This window comes from Buttiauxella noackiae ATCC 51607 (assembly GCF_001654865.1).
GTDB lineage: Bacteria > Pseudomonadota > Gammaproteobacteria > Enterobacterales > Enterobacteriaceae > Buttiauxella > Buttiauxella noackiae.
In genome coordinates, this window is the sequence record NZ_LXEO01000009.1 from 78,818 (window position 1) to 94,248 (window position 15,431).

A 15,431-nucleotide genomic window follows, 5' to 3' on the forward strand; every position below is an offset into this window, starting at 1 on the left:
AGAAATAAAAAAGCCGACCAGTTTCCTGGTCGGCTTTTTAGCAACGCTTAGCGATTAATCAGTGCTTTTCGGGCGTGTTGCTGGTGCTGCTGCCTGGTGAGTTGCGCTGCTGCCGCCGGCAGAACCGCGACCACTGAAGTCATAAGTTGGGCGTACCCAATCACTTTGACGTGGTGATTCAGGGGTGTATTCAGGAGCCGGTGCTTTTGTCATTGGCGCAGTGGCATGTTTAGTAACATGAGTCACAATCGGAGCAACAGCTGGAGCAGCAACTTGTGGCGCTGGCTCTACAGCTTTCACTTCAGGTTGTGCTTCGACAACAGTTTCAACCGCTGGCACAGTTTCTTCAGTCACTTCAACAGGCTGAGCTTCTTCTACTGGAGCAACTGGTGCAGTCTCTTCAACCACAACCGGAGCACTCTCAGCAATTTCAGCTGCTTGCTGCTGTGTTTCTACAACCACATGATCCTGAACCGGTGCAACTTCATCAATCACTTGCTCTGCGACAACGTCGTCCTGAGCGGCAATCAGATGCGGTTGTTCGTTCACTGACGTTGCAATCACTTCCGGATGCGTGGTTTCCACTTTTGCAGTTTCAACAGGTGCCGCTTCAACGTGCGCTGTTTCAACTTGTGCAATTTCAACCACATGTTGCGCTTGAGCAGCAACTTCCTGAACAACAGGTTGTGAAATGATCACTTCTGGAACTTCTTGCTCGTGCGAGACGAAGACCGGGGTACGTTCAACATTATTGTCGAACTGGCCATCTTCCTGCGAACGGGCAACCGGATAACTAATCCAGGCTTTACCAGAGGCCAGTTCAGGAGAAGCACATGCTACGGTCAACGGCATTGGTGACTGTGTTGGGTAACGCTCGTCACGGTAGCGACGGCGGCGCTGACCACTAACACGTAAATGACGTGGAGAGCGGCGAGAACGGCGCGGCATACCATTAGAGTCGTTACGTGAATCGTTGTTGTCTTCTTGTTCAACAACAGGCTTCTCGATAACGGCCGGTAACGGAATAGTTGCAAGCTCAGTATGGGTAGCTGGTGCTGCGACTGTTTCAGTGATTTCAGGCGTTGCCACAGCCTGAACAGCAGAATCTTGAGCAGATTCGAAGCGAACTTTCTGGTTCAACTGACGCTGTTTACGACGAGGCATAACCTGGACGCGTTCTTCCTGCTCAGTCTCGACATCAACGTCTACAGTTTCATCACGTTGCAGAACTTTAACTTCTTGCTGAGCCTGACGTTTATCATCGCTACGACGACGGTTGCGCTCACGACGTGGTTGCTGCTCGTCGCGTGCTTTTGGCTTCTCAACTTCTTCAGCAACTGTTGGGCGGTTTTCACGCACTTCACTATTTTGCTGCTGACCCTGACGGCGATTACGGCGGTTATCGTCGCGATCGCGGTTTTCACGCGGCTCACGGTTGTCACGACTTTCGCTGCGGTTTTCACCACGGCCTTCGCCACGATTATCACGATCGCGGTTGTTGCGATCGCCACGGTCGTTACGGTCACGACGGTTATTCTGGCGACGGTTATTACGGCGATCCTGGTTTTGACGTTGGCCTTCAGTCTCAGCAGGTTTAACTTCCTGAACCTCTTTGCTTTCAGGTGTTGGTTCACCTGCGAACAGGTTTTTCAGCGCACTGAAGAAGCGGCTAAGCAAGCCAGGCTGCTCTGTTGTTGCTACTTTCGCAGTTACTGGTTTGGTAACTGGAGTTTGCACCGTGGTTGCTGCAGGAGCTGACTCAGGTGGGGCTGGCGGCACGTCAGGCATCACGAAGGTTGCCAGTGCAGGTTGCTCTGGGCGCTTACGCTCGGCGTACTCTTCTTCAGACGGCACAGCCATCTCTTCTTCATACCGCTTCGGCAGCATGTAGCTCAGAGTTTTGCTTTCTTCGCCTTTACGTACGCGCAGTACGGAATAGTGTGGCGTTTCCATCTGATCGTTAGGAACGATGATAGCTTTCACACCACCCTGACGGGTTTCAATCGCGCTCACTGCATCACGTTTTTCGTTCAGCAGGTAAGAGGCAATGGGTACAGGAACAATCGCGTGAACTTCCTGGGTGTTCTCTTTCAGCGCTTCTTCTTCAATCAGACGCAGAATGGAGAGTGCCATGGATTCGTTGTCACGTACCGTACCTGTTCCGCTACAACGCGGGCAGACGTGGTGGCTGGACTCGCCCAGAGAAGGGGAGAGACGCTGACGGGACATTTCCAGCAGGCCAAAGCGTGAGATATGGCTAATCTGGATACGAGCACGGTCCTGGCGTACAGCTTCGCGCAGACGGTTTTCTACCGCGCGCTGGTGGCGCACAGGCGTCATATCGATGAAGTCGATAACAATCAGGCCACCGAGGTCACGCAAACGCAGTTGGCGTGCGATTTCATCAGCTGCTTCAAGGTTGGTATTGAATGCCGTTTCTTCAATATCACCACCACGAGTTGCGCGCGCGGAGTTGATGTCGATGGCGGTTAATGCTTCGGTGGAGTCGATAACAATCGAACCGCCGGAAGGCAGGCGAACTTCACGCTGGAAAGCGGATTCAATCTGCGATTCAATCTGATAGTGGCTAAACAGCGGGATTTCACCGGTGTAGAGCTTAATTTTGCTGCTGAAATCAGGGCGACCCAAAGCACCGATATGCTGGCGAGCCAGTTCGAGCACTTTCGGGTTATCGATAAGAATTTCACCGATGTCCTGACGCAGGTAATCACGGAAAGCACGGACGATCACGTTGCTTTCCTGATGGATAAGGAATGGAGCCGGGCGATTTTCTGCCGCTTTCTGAATGGCTTCCCAATGTTTCAGACGGAAACTTAAGTCCCATTGCAGTGCTTCGGCGGATTTACCCACGCCAGCAGTACGTACAATCAGACCCATGCCATCGGGTAGTTCAAGAGAAGACAGAGCTTCTTTCAGTTCAGTACGATCGTCACCTTCAATGCGGCGGGAAATACCACCAGCACGTGGGTTATTAGGCATCAGTACCAAATAGCTACCTGCCAGGCTAATAAAGGTGGTTAAGGCTGCGCCTTTATTACCACGTTCTTCTTTATCAATCTGGACAATCACTTCCTGGCCTTCGCGCAAAACATCTTTAATGTTTGGACGACCATGTGATGAATAATTAGACGGGAAATATTCGCGGGCAATTTCTTTAAGAGGAAGGAAACCATGACGTTCCGCGCCGTAATCTACAAATGCCGCTTCCAGACTAGGTTCAATACGGGTGATTTTGCCTTTATAGATGTTGGCTTTTTTCTGTTCGTGTCCAGGACTTTCAATATCCAGATCGTACAGACGTTGCCCATCTACAAGGGCGACACGCAACTCTTCTTGCTGAGTCGCGTTTATTAGCATTCTTTTCATCGTAACTTACTCATTATTCTTACATTGGTGACAGAGCTACGGGCATGGTGACGCTGACCGGGAGTGAACCGATGGCCTCGTGACTAAACGCATTAAGTCGCCAACCTCACGGTTGTCGCTTGCTGAGAGGCGCAAAGTGTCGGTAGCCTGTATTTCATACGGAAATACAGCGCAATTATCGTGGGAATAACCTTAGAAAATTTCTTAAGAGTTGATTCCATTTTACCGGTCAGGCTGCAACCCGCAGCCCGCTAACTGCCTGAAAGTGCAATACGTCTTACGCCATTGCTGCGTGGATGAACATTCAGGCAAAACTGGTAATTCCGCAAAATTCCTTGTTCTAACAAGTATCAACACGGAAAACCGCAACATTATTCCATTGCTAACCTTATTATAGCAAGATGACTTTTGCCTTTGATGCCTCGTTTCTTACAGTTTTTTAACTCACTTTTTCGCTGCGTGTCGCAGAAATTTGAAAAAGGAGAGTCAGGCGACTTAAAACCAGGCAATTTCTCAGTTAAGCACATAAAAATGAGTGGCGCTATCCGCGCACGCTATTTAGAATCGCCGACCATGAAAACTCAGACTCCTTCAGTACAAATCGTTGCCATTTCGTCCGACGAAGCAGGGCAGCGTATCGATAACTTTTTGCTCTCGCGCTTAAAAGGCGTACCGAAAAGTATGATTTATCGCATTTTGCGTAAAGGCGAAGTGCGCGTGAATAAAAAACGCATCAAGCCTGAATATAAAATTCAGGATGGAGACGAAATCCGTATTCCACCGGTTCGCGTTGCTGAACGTGAAGAAGAGGCGGTTTCCCCGCATCTGCAAAAAGTGGCGGCATTGACTGATGCGATTCTCTATGAAGACGACCACATTCTGGTGCTAAATAAGCCATCGGGTACTGCAGTTCACGGCGGCTCTGGTTTAAGCTTTGGTGTGATTGAAGGTTTGCGTGCGTTACGCCCTGAAGCGCGTTTCCTCGAACTGGTTCACCGTCTGGACCGTGATACTTCCGGTATTTTGCTGGTTGCGAAGAAACGCTCTGCATTACGTTCGCTGCACGAACAACTGCGTGAAAAAGGGATGCAGAAGGATTATCTGGCGCTGGTTCGTGGCCAATGGCAATCGCATGTGAAAGCAGTGCAGGCTCCGTTGCTGAAGAATATTTTGCAAAGCGGTGAGCGTATTGTTCGCGTAAATAGTGAAGGGAAACCTTCAGAGACGCGTTTTAAAGTGGAAGAACGTTACGAGTTTGCCACACTTGTGCGTTGTAGCCCGATTACCGGGCGCACTCACCAGATTCGTGTGCACACGCAGCACGCAGGCCATCCGATTGCGTTTGACGATCGTTATGGCGATCGTGAGTTTGATAAGCAACTCGCAGGAACGGGTCTGAATCGCTTGTTCTTGCACGCTGCGGCCTTGCGCTTCACCCATCCTAATACCGGTGAAATTATGCGAGTTGAAGCACCGCTGGATGAGAAGCTAAAGCGTTGCCTTAACGTGTTGCGTAACGCACGCTAGTTTGCTGTCTTTAGGCTAAGCATTACGCTTGCCGAAAGAAAAAGGGTGGGTAAAGCTGTCGCTTTCCCACCCTTTTTTCACATCAAGAGTGGGTTACAGCCTTCATTGCACAGCATTTCGCACAAGCTAATCAGCGGCAGTCCAACTAACGTGTTTGGATCTTTTCCAGATAATCGTTCAAATAATGTGATCCCCAGTCCTTCACTTTTAAAGCTTCCTGCACACTGTAAAGGTTGCTCTTTGTGTACGTAATGGCGGATTTCTTGTTCACTCAAATGACGAAAATGCACATCAAAGGGCTCGCAAATCACCTGTAAATTTCCTGCAGCGGAATTATAAAGTGCCAGGCCGGTATAAAAAGTAACAATACTGTTACGCGCAATCAGCAATTGTTCGACTGCTTTTTCTTCTGTGTGCGGCTTACCGACGATTTTCCCATCTAAAACGCAGACTTGATCTGAACCGATAATCAGATGATTTGGATACTGCATACTTAACGCCTGTGCTTTGGCTTGCGCAAGGCGCATGACGAGTTGGCGGGCATCCTCACCGGGAATTGGTGTTTCATCGACCAATGGCGCTGCGGTGATAAAGGGCATACCGAGCTTTTCAAGCAGCTCTCGACGGTATGGCGAAGTTGAGGCCAGAACAATTTGCGTCATATTTTTTTCATTAATGATAGCGATCCGAGAAAAGGCATTTTAAACTATGCCACCGCAATGTGTGCGAATAAGTAGAAAAGGCACTGTTTACAGGCTTTTTCTTTGACTCTATGACGTTACAAAGTTAATATGCGCGCCCTATGCAAAAAGTAAAATTACCCCTGACTCTCGATCCGGTTCGTACGGCTCAAAAACGCCTTGATTACACGGGTGTTTACACACCTATTCAGGTAGAGCGTGTCGCCGAGTTTGTAGTCAGTGTAGACAGTGATGTGGAATGCGATATGTCATTTGCCATCGATAACCAACGCCTTGCCGTTCTTACTGGTGATGCGAAGGTTTCGGTAACATTGGCGTGTCAGCGTTGCGGAAAGCCGTTTGCCCATCAGGTTTACACACAGTATTGTTTTAGTCCGATCGTCAAAGACGAGCAGGCTGAAGCACTCCCGGAAGGATATGAACCAGTTCAGGTCAACGAATTTGGTGAAATCGATCTTCTGGCGTTGGTTGAAGATGAAATTATCCTCTCCTTGCCAGTTGTTCCGGTGCATGATTCTGAACACTGTGAAGTGTCCGAGGCGGACATGGTATTTGGCAAACTGCCTTCCGAGGCGGAGAAACCAAACCCATTTGCCGTATTAGCCAGTTTAAAGCATAAGTAATTAAGGAGTAAGGTCCATGGCCGTACAACAGAATAAACCAACCCGTTCTAAACGTGGCATGCGTCGTTCCCATGACGCGCTGACCACAGCAGCAGTGTCCGTGGACAAAGTTTCTGGCGAAACTCATCTGCGTCACCACATCACCGCCGACGGTTTCTACCGCGGTCGCAAGGTTATCGCTAAGTAATTGGCGATACCTTGAGACGTCTAACCCTTGCGTTAGATGCCATGGGTGGGGACTTCGGTCCTTCCGTGACAGTGCCTGCAGCATTGCAGGCACTGGACTCTAACTCTCAGCTAAACCTTCTATTAGTCGGCGACCCCGACGCCATCACGCCATTACTTGCCAAAGCTGATTTTGAAAAACGCTCACGTGCGCAGATAGTTCCTGCGGAGTCGGTTATTGCCAGTGATGCAAGACCTTCGCATGCGATCCGAAATAGTCGCGGATCCTCAATGCGAGTGGCGCTTGAGTTAGTAAAAGAAGGCCGTGCAGAAGCTTGCGTCAGTGCAGGAAATACTGGTGCTCTGATGGGCCTGGCCAAATTATTGCTCAAACCAATTGAAGGGATTGCGCGCCCGGCGTTGATGACGGTGTTGCCGCATCAGCAAAAAGGCAAAACAGTCGTGCTGGATCTTGGCGCGAATGTAGATTGTGACAGCAATATGCTGGTCCAATTTGCGATAATGGGTTCAGTGATGGCTGAGGAACTCCTCAGCATCAACTCTCCACGTGTCGCATTGCTGAATATCGGCGAAGAAGAGACGAAAGGTCTCGATAGCATTCGTGATGCTTCAGCTTTATTAAAAACAATGCCTTCTATCAACTATATTGGTTATCTTGAAGCGAACGAGTTGTTGACGGGAAAAACCGACGTGTTGGTGTGCGATGGTTTTGTCGGTAACGTCACCCTCAAGACGATGGAAGGGGTTGCAAGGATGTTCCTCTCGCTTTTGAAATCGCAGGGCGAAGGGAAAAAAAGGTCGTGGTGGCTAATTATATTGAAGCATTGGTTACAAAAAAGCCTGACAAGGCGATTCAGTCACCTCAACCCCGACCAGTATAATGGCGCCTGTCTGTTAGGATTGCGCGGCACAGTGATTAAGAGTCACGGAGCGGCCAATCAGCGAGCGTTTGTTGTCGCGATAGAACAGGCAGTGCAGGCGGTGGTGCGGCAAGTCCCTACACGGATTGCTGCCCGCCTGGAATCTGTATTACCCAAGAGTGACTGACGTACATGCATACGAAGATTATTGGTACTGGTAGCTATCTGCCAGAACACGTGCGTACCAACGCCGACCTGGAAAAAATGGTGGATACTTCTGACGAGTGGATTGTCACCCGCACAGGTATTCGTGAACGTCGAATTGCTGGACCAGATGAAACCGTTGCAACAATGGCTTTTGCTGCGGCTACGCGTGCGCTTGAAATGGCAGAAATCGATAAGTCTGAAATTGGGCTGATTATCGTTGCCACAACTTCTTCAACTCACGCTTTCCCAAGTGCTGCCTGCCAGGTTCAGGCAATGTTAGGGATCAAAGGCTGCCCTGCGTTTGATGTTGCAGCCGCTTGCGCAGGTTTTACCTACGCTCTGAGCGTGGCAGACCAATATGTGAAGTCCGGTGCAGTAAAACATGCGCTGGTTATTGGTTCTGATGTGCTGGCACGTACTTGCGATCCTACCGATCGCGGCACAATTATTATTTTTGGTGATGGTGCGGGGGCGGTTGTACTGAGTGCTTCTGAAGAGCCTGGTATCATTTCAACCCACCTGCATGCTGATGGTAGCTATGGTGAACTGCTGACGCTGCCGAATGTCGATCGCGTGAATCCCGAAAATTCGATTCATCTGTCGATGGCCGGTAATGAAGTCTTTAAAGTCGCGGTTACAGAGCTTGCGCACATTGTTGATGAAACCCTTGAGGCGAACAATTTGGATCGTTCCGATCTTGATTGGTTGGTTCCGCATCAGGCTAACCTGCGCATTATCAGCGCGACTGCGAAAAAACTCGGTATGTCACTTGATAATGTCGTCGTTACCCTTGATCGTCACGGTAATACCTCAGCAGCGTCTGTTCCGGCAGCGCTGGATGAAGCGGTACGCGACGGGCGGATTCAACGTGGCCAGTTGGTATTGCTCGAAGCCTTCGGTGGCGGCTTTACCTGGGGTTCAGCACTGGTTCGTTTTTGATTATTAGGGATTTAACCATGACTCAATTTGCTTTTGTTTTTCCGGGACAAGGTTCGCAAGCTGTAGGTATGCTGGCAGACATCGCGGCATCAAACCCTGTCGTTGAAGCAACCTTCCGTGAAGCTTCTGATGTGCTGGGCTATGATTTGTGGGCGCTGACCCAGCAAGGTCCGGCTGAAGAACTGAACAAAACCTGGCAAACTCAGCCAGCTTTGCTGGCAGCCTCTGTTGCATTGTGGCGTGTCTGGGAGCAGCAGGGTGGCAAAACCCCTGCAATGATGGCAGGACACAGCCTGGGCGAGTACTCTGCTCTGGTTTGTGCCGGCGTCATTGGTTTCGCAGATGCAGTCCGTCTGGTTGAATTACGTGGCAAATTGATGCAAGAAGCGGTCCCAGCGGGTACAGGCGCCATGTATGCCATTATCGGTCTTGATGATGCGTCTATTGCAAAAGCCTGTGAAGAAGCAGCCCAGGGCGAAGTGGTTTCTCCGGTGAACTTTAACTCACCGGGCCAGGTTGTGATTGCGGGTAACAAAGACGCTGTAGAACGTGCAGGTGTAGCTTGTAAAGCCGCCGGTGCAAAACGTGCTCTGCCACTGCCTGTTAGCGTGCCATCTCACTGTGCATTGATGAAACCCGCAGCTGATAAACTAGCTGTTGCGCTGGAAGATATTACTTTCAATGCTCCAGTTGTTCCGGTAGTGAACAACGTTGACGTGAAATGTGAAACCTCTCCTGAAGCTATTCGTAGCGCTCTGGTACGCCAGCTTTATAGCCCGGTACAGTGGACTAAATCAGTAGAATTTATGGCAGCGCAGGGTGTGACCCAGTTGCTGGAAGTAGGGCCTGGTAAGGTATTGACTGGCCTGACAAAACGTATTGTTGACACACTGACTGCATCGGCCATTAACGAGCCGGTAGCGATGTCAGCAGCGCTCGAGCAATAAGACGAGGAAAACCATGAGTTTTGAAGGAAAAATTGCGCTGGTAACCGGCGCAAGCCGCGGTATTGGCCGCGCAATCGCGGAAACCTTAGTGGCCCGTGGTGCGAAAGTTATCGGTACTGCTACTAGCGAAAGCGGTGCGCAGGCGATCAGTGATTATCTGGGTGATAACGGCAAAGGTTATATGCTGAATGTGACCGATCCGGCTTCAATTGAAGCTGTTTTAGGAAATATTCGCGCAGAATTTGGCGAAGTCGACATTCTGGTTAATAATGCCGGTATCACTCGTGATAACCTGTTAATGCGCATGAAAGATGACGAATGGAACGATATCATCGAAACCAATCTGTCATCAGTTTTCCGTCTGTCAAAAGCGGTAATGCGCGCTATGATGAAAAAGCGTCATGGTCGTATTATCACTATTGGTTCTGTGGTTGGTACCATGGGAAATGCTGGTCAGGCTAACTACGCTGCGGCGAAAGCGGGTCTGATTGGTTTCAGTAAATCTCTGGCACGTGAAGTTGCGTCACGAGGTATTACTGTAAACGTTGTTGCTCCGGGCTTTATTGAAACGGACATGACACGTGCGCTTTCTGATGAACAGCGTGCGGGTATACTGGCGGAAGTTCCAGCGGGTCGTTTAGGCGACGCAAAAGAAATCGCCAGTGCTGTTGCATTTTTAGCCTCTGACGAGGCGGGTTACATCTCTGGTGAGACCCTGCACGTCAATGGCGGAATGTATATGGTTTAACCGCAAGATAAAACTATTTGCGTTATTTGGGCGAATGCCCGCAAAATAGCGTAAAATCGTGGTATGACCTGCCGGGATTTAGTTGCATCTTTTTCAACATTTTATACACTACGAAAACCATCGCGAAAGCGAGTTTTGATAGGAAATTTAAGAGTATGAGCACTATCGAAGAACGCGTTAAGAAAATTATCGGCGAACAACTGGGCGTTAAGCAGGAAGAAGTTATCAACTCCGCTTCCTTCGTAGAGGACCTGGGCGCTGATTCTCTTGACACCGTTGAGCTGGTAATGGCTCTGGAAGAAGAGTTTGATACTGAGATTCCGGACGAAGAAGCTGAGAAAATCACCACCGTTCAGGCTGCCATTGATTACATCAACGGTCACCAAGCGTAAGTGAACATCTCCAGGCGGTCATTCGACCGCCTGAGTTTTATCTAAGTGTCCCACAAGTCCTATTTTTTCCCTCCCTGGAGGACAAACGTGTCTAAGCGTCGTGTAGTTGTGACCGGACTGGGCATGTTGTCTCCTGTCGGCAATACCGTAGAGTCTACCTGGAAAGCTCTCCTTGCCGGTCAGAGTGGCATCAGCCTAATCGACCATTTCGATACTACCGCCTATGCAACGAAATTTGCTGGCTTAGTAAAGGATTTTAACTGTGACGACATCATTTCGCGCAAAGAACAGCGCAAAATGGATGCCTTCATTCAATATGGAATTGTTGCTGGCCACCAGGCCATGCTGGATTCTGGTCTGGAAGTAACGGAAGAGAATGCAATCCGTATCGGCGCCGCAATTGGTTCTGGTATCGGTGGTCTGGGTCTTATCGAAGAGAACCACTCCTCGTTGGTCAACGGTGGTCCACGTAAGATCAGCCCATTCTTTGTGCCGTCTACTATTGTGAATATGGTGGCAGGTCACCTGACCATTATGTTCGGCCTACGTGGTCCAAGCATTTCCATCGCTACAGCGTGTACTTCTGGTGTGCATAACATCGGTCAGGCAGCGCGTATCATCGCTTATGGCGATGCAGACGCTATGCTGGCAGGTGGTGCAGAAAAAGCCAGTACTCCGTTGGGCGTAGGTGGCTTTGGTGCCGCACGTGCACTTTCTACCCGTAATGACAACCCACAAGCGGCAAGCCGTCCGTGGGATAAAGACCGTGATGGTTTTGTGTTGGGTGATGGTGCGGGCATGATGGTACTCGAAGAGTACGAACATGCTAAGAAACGTGGCGCGAAAATCTATGCAGAAGTCGTTGGTTTTGGTATGAGCAGCGATGCTTACCATATGACTTCTCCGCCAGAAACAGGGGCGGGGGCTGCACTAGCTATGGAAAATGCTCTGCGTGATGCAGGTATTACTCCGGGCATGGTGGGTTATGTCAATGCGCATGGCACCTCTACGCCAGCTGGCGATAAAGCTGAAACACAAGCGGTTAAGACTATTTTTGGTGAAGATGCGTACCGTGTTCTGGTGAGCTCTACCAAGTCTATGACCGGCCACCTGTTGGGTGCTGCTGGAGCAGTAGAGTCAATCTACTCCGTTCTTGCATTGCGCGACCAGGTCGTTCCACCAACGATTAACCTCGATAATCCTGATGAAGGTTGCGATTTGGACTTTGTTCCTCATGTTGCACGTCAGGTAAAAGGAATGGAGTACACCCTGTGTAACTCCTTCGGGTTTGGTGGTACAAACGGCTCGTTGATCTTTAAAAAGGTCTAAGTCGTTTTAATAAAGGGCTCGCTTGCGGGCCCTTTATACATCTCAACTAATCCCCTCTTGCTGCACATCTTTCACACTGGCACTCTTAACTCACAGAACGTTGAGGAGTTGTTATGTATTTAATCAATGGTGAGTTCTCGACCAGTTTGCCCGCAAACGACCGCGCCGTGCAGTTTGGCGATGGCTGTTTCACAACGGCACGGATCAAAGATGGTCGCGTTCGCTTTTTAGCGCAGCACCTTGGTCGTTTACAACAAGCCTGCGAAAAACTCCTGATCCCGTTTGCTCAATGGTCAGTGCTGGAAAGTGAAATGCAGCAACTGGCTGTGGCGCACCAACAAGCGGTGCTGAAAGTGATGATTACTCGCGGAAGCGGCGGACGCGGTTACAGTGCAGCAAATTGCCAGCATCCGACACGGTTACTCAGCGTTTCAGCTTACCCTTCATTTTATCCGCAATGGCGAGAGCAGGGTATTAGCCTTGCATTAAGCCCCATTCGATTAGGCATCAATCCGCATCTGGCTGGAATTAAACATCTGAACCGCCTTGAACAGGTACTGATTCGTACGCATCTTGAACAGACGCAGGCTCAGGAAGCCCTGGTTCTTGACAGTGACGGGTGGCTTACGGAATGCTGTGCCGCTAATTTATTCTGGCGTAAAGGATCTCAGGTATTTACCCCTTATATGGATAAATCTGGTGTAAATGGCACGATGCGCCAGCATATTATTGCCTGTCTTGCAGACTCACCCTGGCAAGTAACGCAAGTGCGGGAGCGTCCTGAAAGTCTGGCTCAAGCCGACGAGTTACTCATTTGCAATGCATTGATGCCGGTTGTCCCTGTGAATCAGGCTCAATTATGGCGATTTGAATCTCGCGAGCTTTATCAATTTTTAGCACCACTTTGTGAGTAACCGATTAACGATGAAAAAGATGCTACGTTTCTTTCTGCTGCTGTTAGTGATATTTGGCGTGGCGGCAGGTGTTGGCTTATACAAAGTCCGCCAGCTCGCTAATAGCCATCTGACGATTGCGCAAGAAACCATTTTCACCCTTAAACCTGGCACCGGTCGCCTGGCGTTGGGTAAACAGCTGTATGACGAAAAATTACTTAACCGGCCACGTGTATTCCAGTGGTTGCTTAAAGTTGAGCCCGACCTCGCTAAATTCAAAGCGGGGACTTACCGGTTTACACCGCAAATGACCGTGCGCGACATGCTAAAACTGTTAGCGAGCGGTAAAGAAGCGCAGTTCCCGATTCGCTTTGTGGAAGGCACTCGCCTGAGTGACTGGCTAAAACAATTACGCGAAGCTCCATATATTCAGCACACGCTTAAAGACGATAGTTACGCCACTGTTGCCGACGCCTTAAAATTCGAAAACCCGGAATGGGTCGAAGGTTGGTTCTTCCCGGACACCTGGCTGTATACCGCTAATACCACTGACTTAGCCCTGTTAAAACGTGCTCATGAGCGCATGGTCAAAGCGGTGCAGGCGGCGTGGGATGGCAAAAAAGAGGGGCTGCCGTACAAAACTCAGAATGATCTGGTCACTATGGCCTCGATCATCGAGAAAGAAACGGCTGTTGCAGCAGAGCGCGATCAAGTCGCATCGGTGTTTATCAACCGTCTGCGTATCGGCATGCGCCTGCAAACCGACCCGACGGTAATTTACGGCATGAGCGAAAGCTATAATGGTAAGCTGTCACGCAAAGATCTCGAAACGCCTACGCCGTATAATACCTACGTGATTAGTGGCATGCCGCCTGGGCCGATTGCAATTCCAGGCAATGCCTCGCTACAGGCTGCGGCTCATCCGGCGAAAACGCCGTATCTCTATTTTGTCGCTGATGGAAAGGGCGGCCACACATTTAATACCAACCTTGCAGGCCATAACCAGGCTGTACAGGTGTATATCAAAGCGCTGAAGGATAAGAATGGTCAGTAAATTTATCGTCATTGAAGGGCTCGAAGGAGCAGGGAAAACTAACGCGCACAACGTGGTAGTTGCGACCTTAAAAGAGCTGGGAGTCACCGATCTGGTGTTCACGCGTGAACCCGGCGGTACCCCCCTTGCGGAAAGATTGCGCGAGCTGACGCTGAACAACAAAGGTATCGGTGATGAAATCGTTACTGATAAAGCCGAAGTGCTGATGTTCTACGCGGCACGAGTTCAACTGGTAGAAACGGTTATCAAACCGGCATTGTCACGTGGAGCCTGGGTGATAGGCGATCGCCATGATCTCTCTACTCAGGCTTATCAGGGTGGTGGTCGTTGCATCGATCAGGAATTATTGATGGCGCTGCGTAACACAGTGCTTGGTGATTTTTACCCGGACCTGACTATTTATCTAGATGTCACGCCAGAAGTGGGTCTGACACGTGCGCGTGCGCGTGGTGAGCTAGACCGCATCGAACAGGAGTCTGTCGACTTCTTTAACCGCACCCGTGCGCGTTACCTTGAACTCGCCGCAGCTGACAGCCGTATTCATACGATTGATGCAACACAATCGTTGGATAAAGTGTCGCAAGACGTGCGCAACACTGTACTCGAGTGGGCTAAGGGGCTGGCGTAATGAAATGGTATCCATGGTTACGCGCGCCATTTGAGCAAATCCTGAGCCAATATCAGGCCGGGCGTGGGCACCATGCATTACTGCTTCATTCATTATCCGGTATGGGTGATGACGCGTTAATTTACGCACTTACCCGTTGGTTGATGTGCCAGAAACCGCAAGGCAGTAAAAGCTGCGGTCAGTGCCGTAGTTGCCAGTTGATGCAGGCTGGCACGCACCCGGACAGCTATGTGGTTGCGCCAGAGAAAGGCAAGTCAAGCCTTGGCATTGATGCCATTCGTGAAATTACTGAGAAGCTCTACAGCCACGCTCAACAGGGCGGGGCAAAAGTGGTCTGGCTTGAAGATGCAGGGTTACTCACCGAAGCGGCAGCCAATGCGCTGCTAAAAACACTTGAGGAGCCACCAGCGAATACCTGGTTTTTCCTGGGTTGCCGCGAACCGGCTCGTTTACCTGCAACCTTGCGTAGCCGCTGCCTGTTCTGGTATCTCACGCCACCAGACGAAACCTTTGCTCTGGCCTGGCTTGCGCGGGAAATCTCACTTGATAGCGCCCAGTTGCGTGCTGCGTTACGTTTAAGTTCTGGAGCACCAGCAGGCGCTTTGGCATTGCTGCAACCCGAGCAGTGGAAACATCGGCAGTTGCTGTGTGACAAACTCAATGAGGCCTGTGCGACCAAAAATATGCTGGCGTTATTGCCAGCGTTGAACAGCGATGATGCAGCTGTCCGTGTTCACTGGTTATGTTCTCTTTTGGTTGATGCACTAAAATGGCAGCAAGGGGCGACACCGTGGTTGACTAACGATGACCAACACTCATTGGTAGCAAACCTTGCCTCCATCGCAACCCCTGCGATGCTACAAGCTATACTGCATAGCTGGTTTTCATGCCGAGAAACACTGTTAAGTGTTGTGGGCGTGAACCGCGAATTAATGCTGACTGAACAATTGCTCACCTGGGAGCGTTTAATGCAACCGGGTGCTGTCCTTCCTACCTTCCATCTTTAAAGA

The 15,431-nt window shown here is 50.1% G+C and carries 15 protein-coding genes; 13 read left to right on the plus strand and 2 right to left on the minus strand.

Features of this window, described 5'->3' with window-relative positions:
• Positions 1 to 54: 54 nt before the first annotated feature.
• The gene (gene rne / locus M979_RS03910; protein WP_064553837.1) at positions 55 to 3,387 is read right to left on the minus strand and encodes a ribonuclease E; all 3,333 of its coding nucleotides are present in this window, start codon (positions 3,385 to 3,387) and stop codon (positions 55 to 57) included.
• A 573-nt stretch (positions 3,388 to 3,960) separates the two neighbouring features.
• Here rne and rluC point away from each other — a divergent pair.
• Positions 3,961 to 4,914 carry a 23S rRNA pseudouridine(955/2504/2580) synthase RluC gene (gene rluC, locus M979_RS03915; protein WP_167350262.1) on the plus strand — a complete coding sequence of 318 codons (954 nt, stop codon included), beginning with the start codon at positions 3,961 to 3,963 and terminating at the stop codon, positions 4,912 to 4,914.
• 77 nt (positions 4,915 to 4,991) lie between these two features.
• Here the strand turns inward: rluC and M979_RS03920 are convergent, their stop codons facing one another.
• Positions 4,992 to 5,576, minus strand: coding sequence for a Maf family protein (locus M979_RS03920; protein ID WP_064553838.1), 585 nt, complete (start codon positions 5,574 to 5,576; stop codon positions 4,992 to 4,994).
• A 140-nt stretch (positions 5,577 to 5,716) separates the two neighbouring features.
• Here M979_RS03920 and yceD point away from each other — a divergent pair, with 140 nt between their 5' ends.
• The 12 genes from yceD to holB all read left to right on the plus strand — a co-directional run bounded on the left by yceD (position 5,717) and on the right by holB (position 15,428).
• Complete coding sequence (yceD, locus tag M979_RS03925; protein ID WP_034456169.1) at positions 5,717 to 6,238, plus strand: 23S rRNA accumulation protein YceD; 522 nt, start codon at positions 5,717 to 5,719, stop codon at positions 6,236 to 6,238.
• Positions 6,239 to 6,254: 16 nt separating this feature from the next.
• A complete protein-coding gene (gene rpmF / locus M979_RS03930) occupies positions 6,255 to 6,425 on the plus strand; it encodes a 50S ribosomal protein L32 (RefSeq protein ID WP_034456167.1) in 171 nt (56 codons plus the stop codon).
• Positions 6,426 to 6,436: 11 nt separating this feature from the next.
• Positions 6,437 to 7,471, plus strand: a complete 1,035-nt coding sequence (gene plsX, locus M979_RS03935) for a phosphate acyltransferase PlsX (protein ID WP_157093203.1) — start codon at positions 6,437 to 6,439, stop codon at positions 7,469 to 7,471.
• Positions 7,472 to 7,476: 5 nt separating this feature from the next.
• Entirely contained in the window at positions 7,477 to 8,430 is a 954-nt protein-coding gene (locus M979_RS03940) for a beta-ketoacyl-ACP synthase III (RefSeq protein WP_034456165.1), read from the plus strand.
• 17 nt (positions 8,431 to 8,447) lie between these two features.
• Positions 8,448 to 9,377, plus strand: a complete 930-nt coding sequence (fabD, locus tag M979_RS03945; protein ID WP_064553840.1) for an ACP S-malonyltransferase — start codon at positions 8,448 to 8,450, stop codon at positions 9,375 to 9,377.
• A 13-nt stretch (positions 9,378 to 9,390) separates the two neighbouring features.
• Complete coding sequence (gene fabG, locus M979_RS03950; protein ID WP_034456162.1) at positions 9,391 to 10,125, plus strand: 3-oxoacyl-ACP reductase FabG; 735 nt, start codon at positions 9,391 to 9,393, stop codon at positions 10,123 to 10,125.
• Between the two features lie 155 nt (positions 10,126 to 10,280).
• Complete coding sequence (acpP, locus tag M979_RS03955) at positions 10,281 to 10,517, plus strand: acyl carrier protein (RefSeq protein WP_034456161.1); 237 nt, start codon at positions 10,281 to 10,283, stop codon at positions 10,515 to 10,517.
• A gap of 87 nt (positions 10,518 to 10,604) precedes the next feature.
• Positions 10,605 to 11,846 carry a beta-ketoacyl-ACP synthase II gene (gene fabF, locus M979_RS03960; RefSeq protein WP_034456158.1) on the plus strand — a complete coding sequence of 414 codons (1,242 nt, stop codon included), beginning with the start codon at positions 10,605 to 10,607 and terminating at the stop codon, positions 11,844 to 11,846.
• 113 nt (positions 11,847 to 11,959) lie between these two features.
• Complete coding sequence (pabC, locus tag M979_RS03965) at positions 11,960 to 12,760, plus strand: aminodeoxychorismate lyase (RefSeq protein WP_064553841.1); 801 nt, start codon at positions 11,960 to 11,962, stop codon at positions 12,758 to 12,760.
• Positions 12,761 to 12,770: 10 nt separating this feature from the next.
• Complete coding sequence (gene yceG / locus M979_RS03970) at positions 12,771 to 13,793, plus strand: cell division protein YceG (protein WP_064553842.1); 1,023 nt, start codon at positions 12,771 to 12,773, stop codon at positions 13,791 to 13,793.
• Positions 13,783 to 14,421: a dTMP kinase gene (gene tmk / locus M979_RS03975; protein ID WP_034456153.1), complete on the plus strand. Its 639-nt coding sequence runs from the start codon at positions 13,783 to 13,785 to the stop codon at positions 14,419 to 14,421. The genes yceG and tmk overlap by 11 nt, the downstream gene beginning before the upstream one ends.
• Positions 14,421 to 15,428: a DNA polymerase III subunit delta' gene (gene holB, locus M979_RS03980; RefSeq protein WP_064553843.1), complete on the plus strand. Its 1,008-nt coding sequence runs from the start codon at positions 14,421 to 14,423 to the stop codon at positions 15,426 to 15,428. Before tmk ends, holB begins: the two co-directional genes overlap by 1 nt.
• Positions 15,429 to 15,431: the final 3 nt, after the last annotated feature.

What these genes read in the sequence shown, in the direction of transcription:
- holB (WP_064553843.1), top strand. Translation starts at nt 14,421, where the DNA reads ATGAAATGGTATCCATGGTTACGCGCGCCATTTGAGCAAATCCTGAGC.
- rpmF (WP_034456167.1), top strand. Translation starts at nt 6,255, where the DNA reads ATGGCCGTACAACAGAATAAACCAACCCGTTCTAAACGTGGCATGCGT.
- fabD (WP_064553840.1), top strand. Translation starts at nt 8,448, where the DNA reads ATGACTCAATTTGCTTTTGTTTTTCCGGGACAAGGTTCGCAAGCTGTA.
- rne (WP_064553837.1), bottom strand. Translation starts at nt 3,387, where the DNA reads ATGAAAAGAATGCTAATAAACGCGACTCAGCAAGAAGAGTTGCGTGTC.
- M979_RS03920 (WP_064553838.1), bottom strand. Translation starts at nt 5,576, where the DNA reads ATGACGCAAATTGTTCTGGCCTCAACTTCGCCATACCGTCGAGAGCTG.
- acpP (WP_034456161.1), top strand. Translation starts at nt 10,281, where the DNA reads ATGAGCACTATCGAAGAACGCGTTAAGAAAATTATCGGCGAACAACTG.
- fabG (WP_034456162.1), top strand. Translation starts at nt 9,391, where the DNA reads ATGAGTTTTGAAGGAAAAATTGCGCTGGTAACCGGCGCAAGCCGCGGT.
- M979_RS03940 (WP_034456165.1), top strand. Translation starts at nt 7,477, where the DNA reads ATGCATACGAAGATTATTGGTACTGGTAGCTATCTGCCAGAACACGTG.
- yceG (WP_064553842.1), top strand. Translation starts at nt 12,771, where the DNA reads ATGAAAAAGATGCTACGTTTCTTTCTGCTGCTGTTAGTGATATTTGGC.
- yceD (WP_034456169.1), top strand. Translation starts at nt 5,717, where the DNA reads ATGCAAAAAGTAAAATTACCCCTGACTCTCGATCCGGTTCGTACGGCT.
- pabC (WP_064553841.1), top strand. Translation starts at nt 11,960, where the DNA reads ATGTATTTAATCAATGGTGAGTTCTCGACCAGTTTGCCCGCAAACGAC.
- rluC (WP_167350262.1), top strand. Translation starts at nt 3,961, where the DNA reads ATGAAAACTCAGACTCCTTCAGTACAAATCGTTGCCATTTCGTCCGAC.
- tmk (WP_034456153.1), top strand. Translation starts at nt 13,783, where the DNA reads ATGGTCAGTAAATTTATCGTCATTGAAGGGCTCGAAGGAGCAGGGAAA.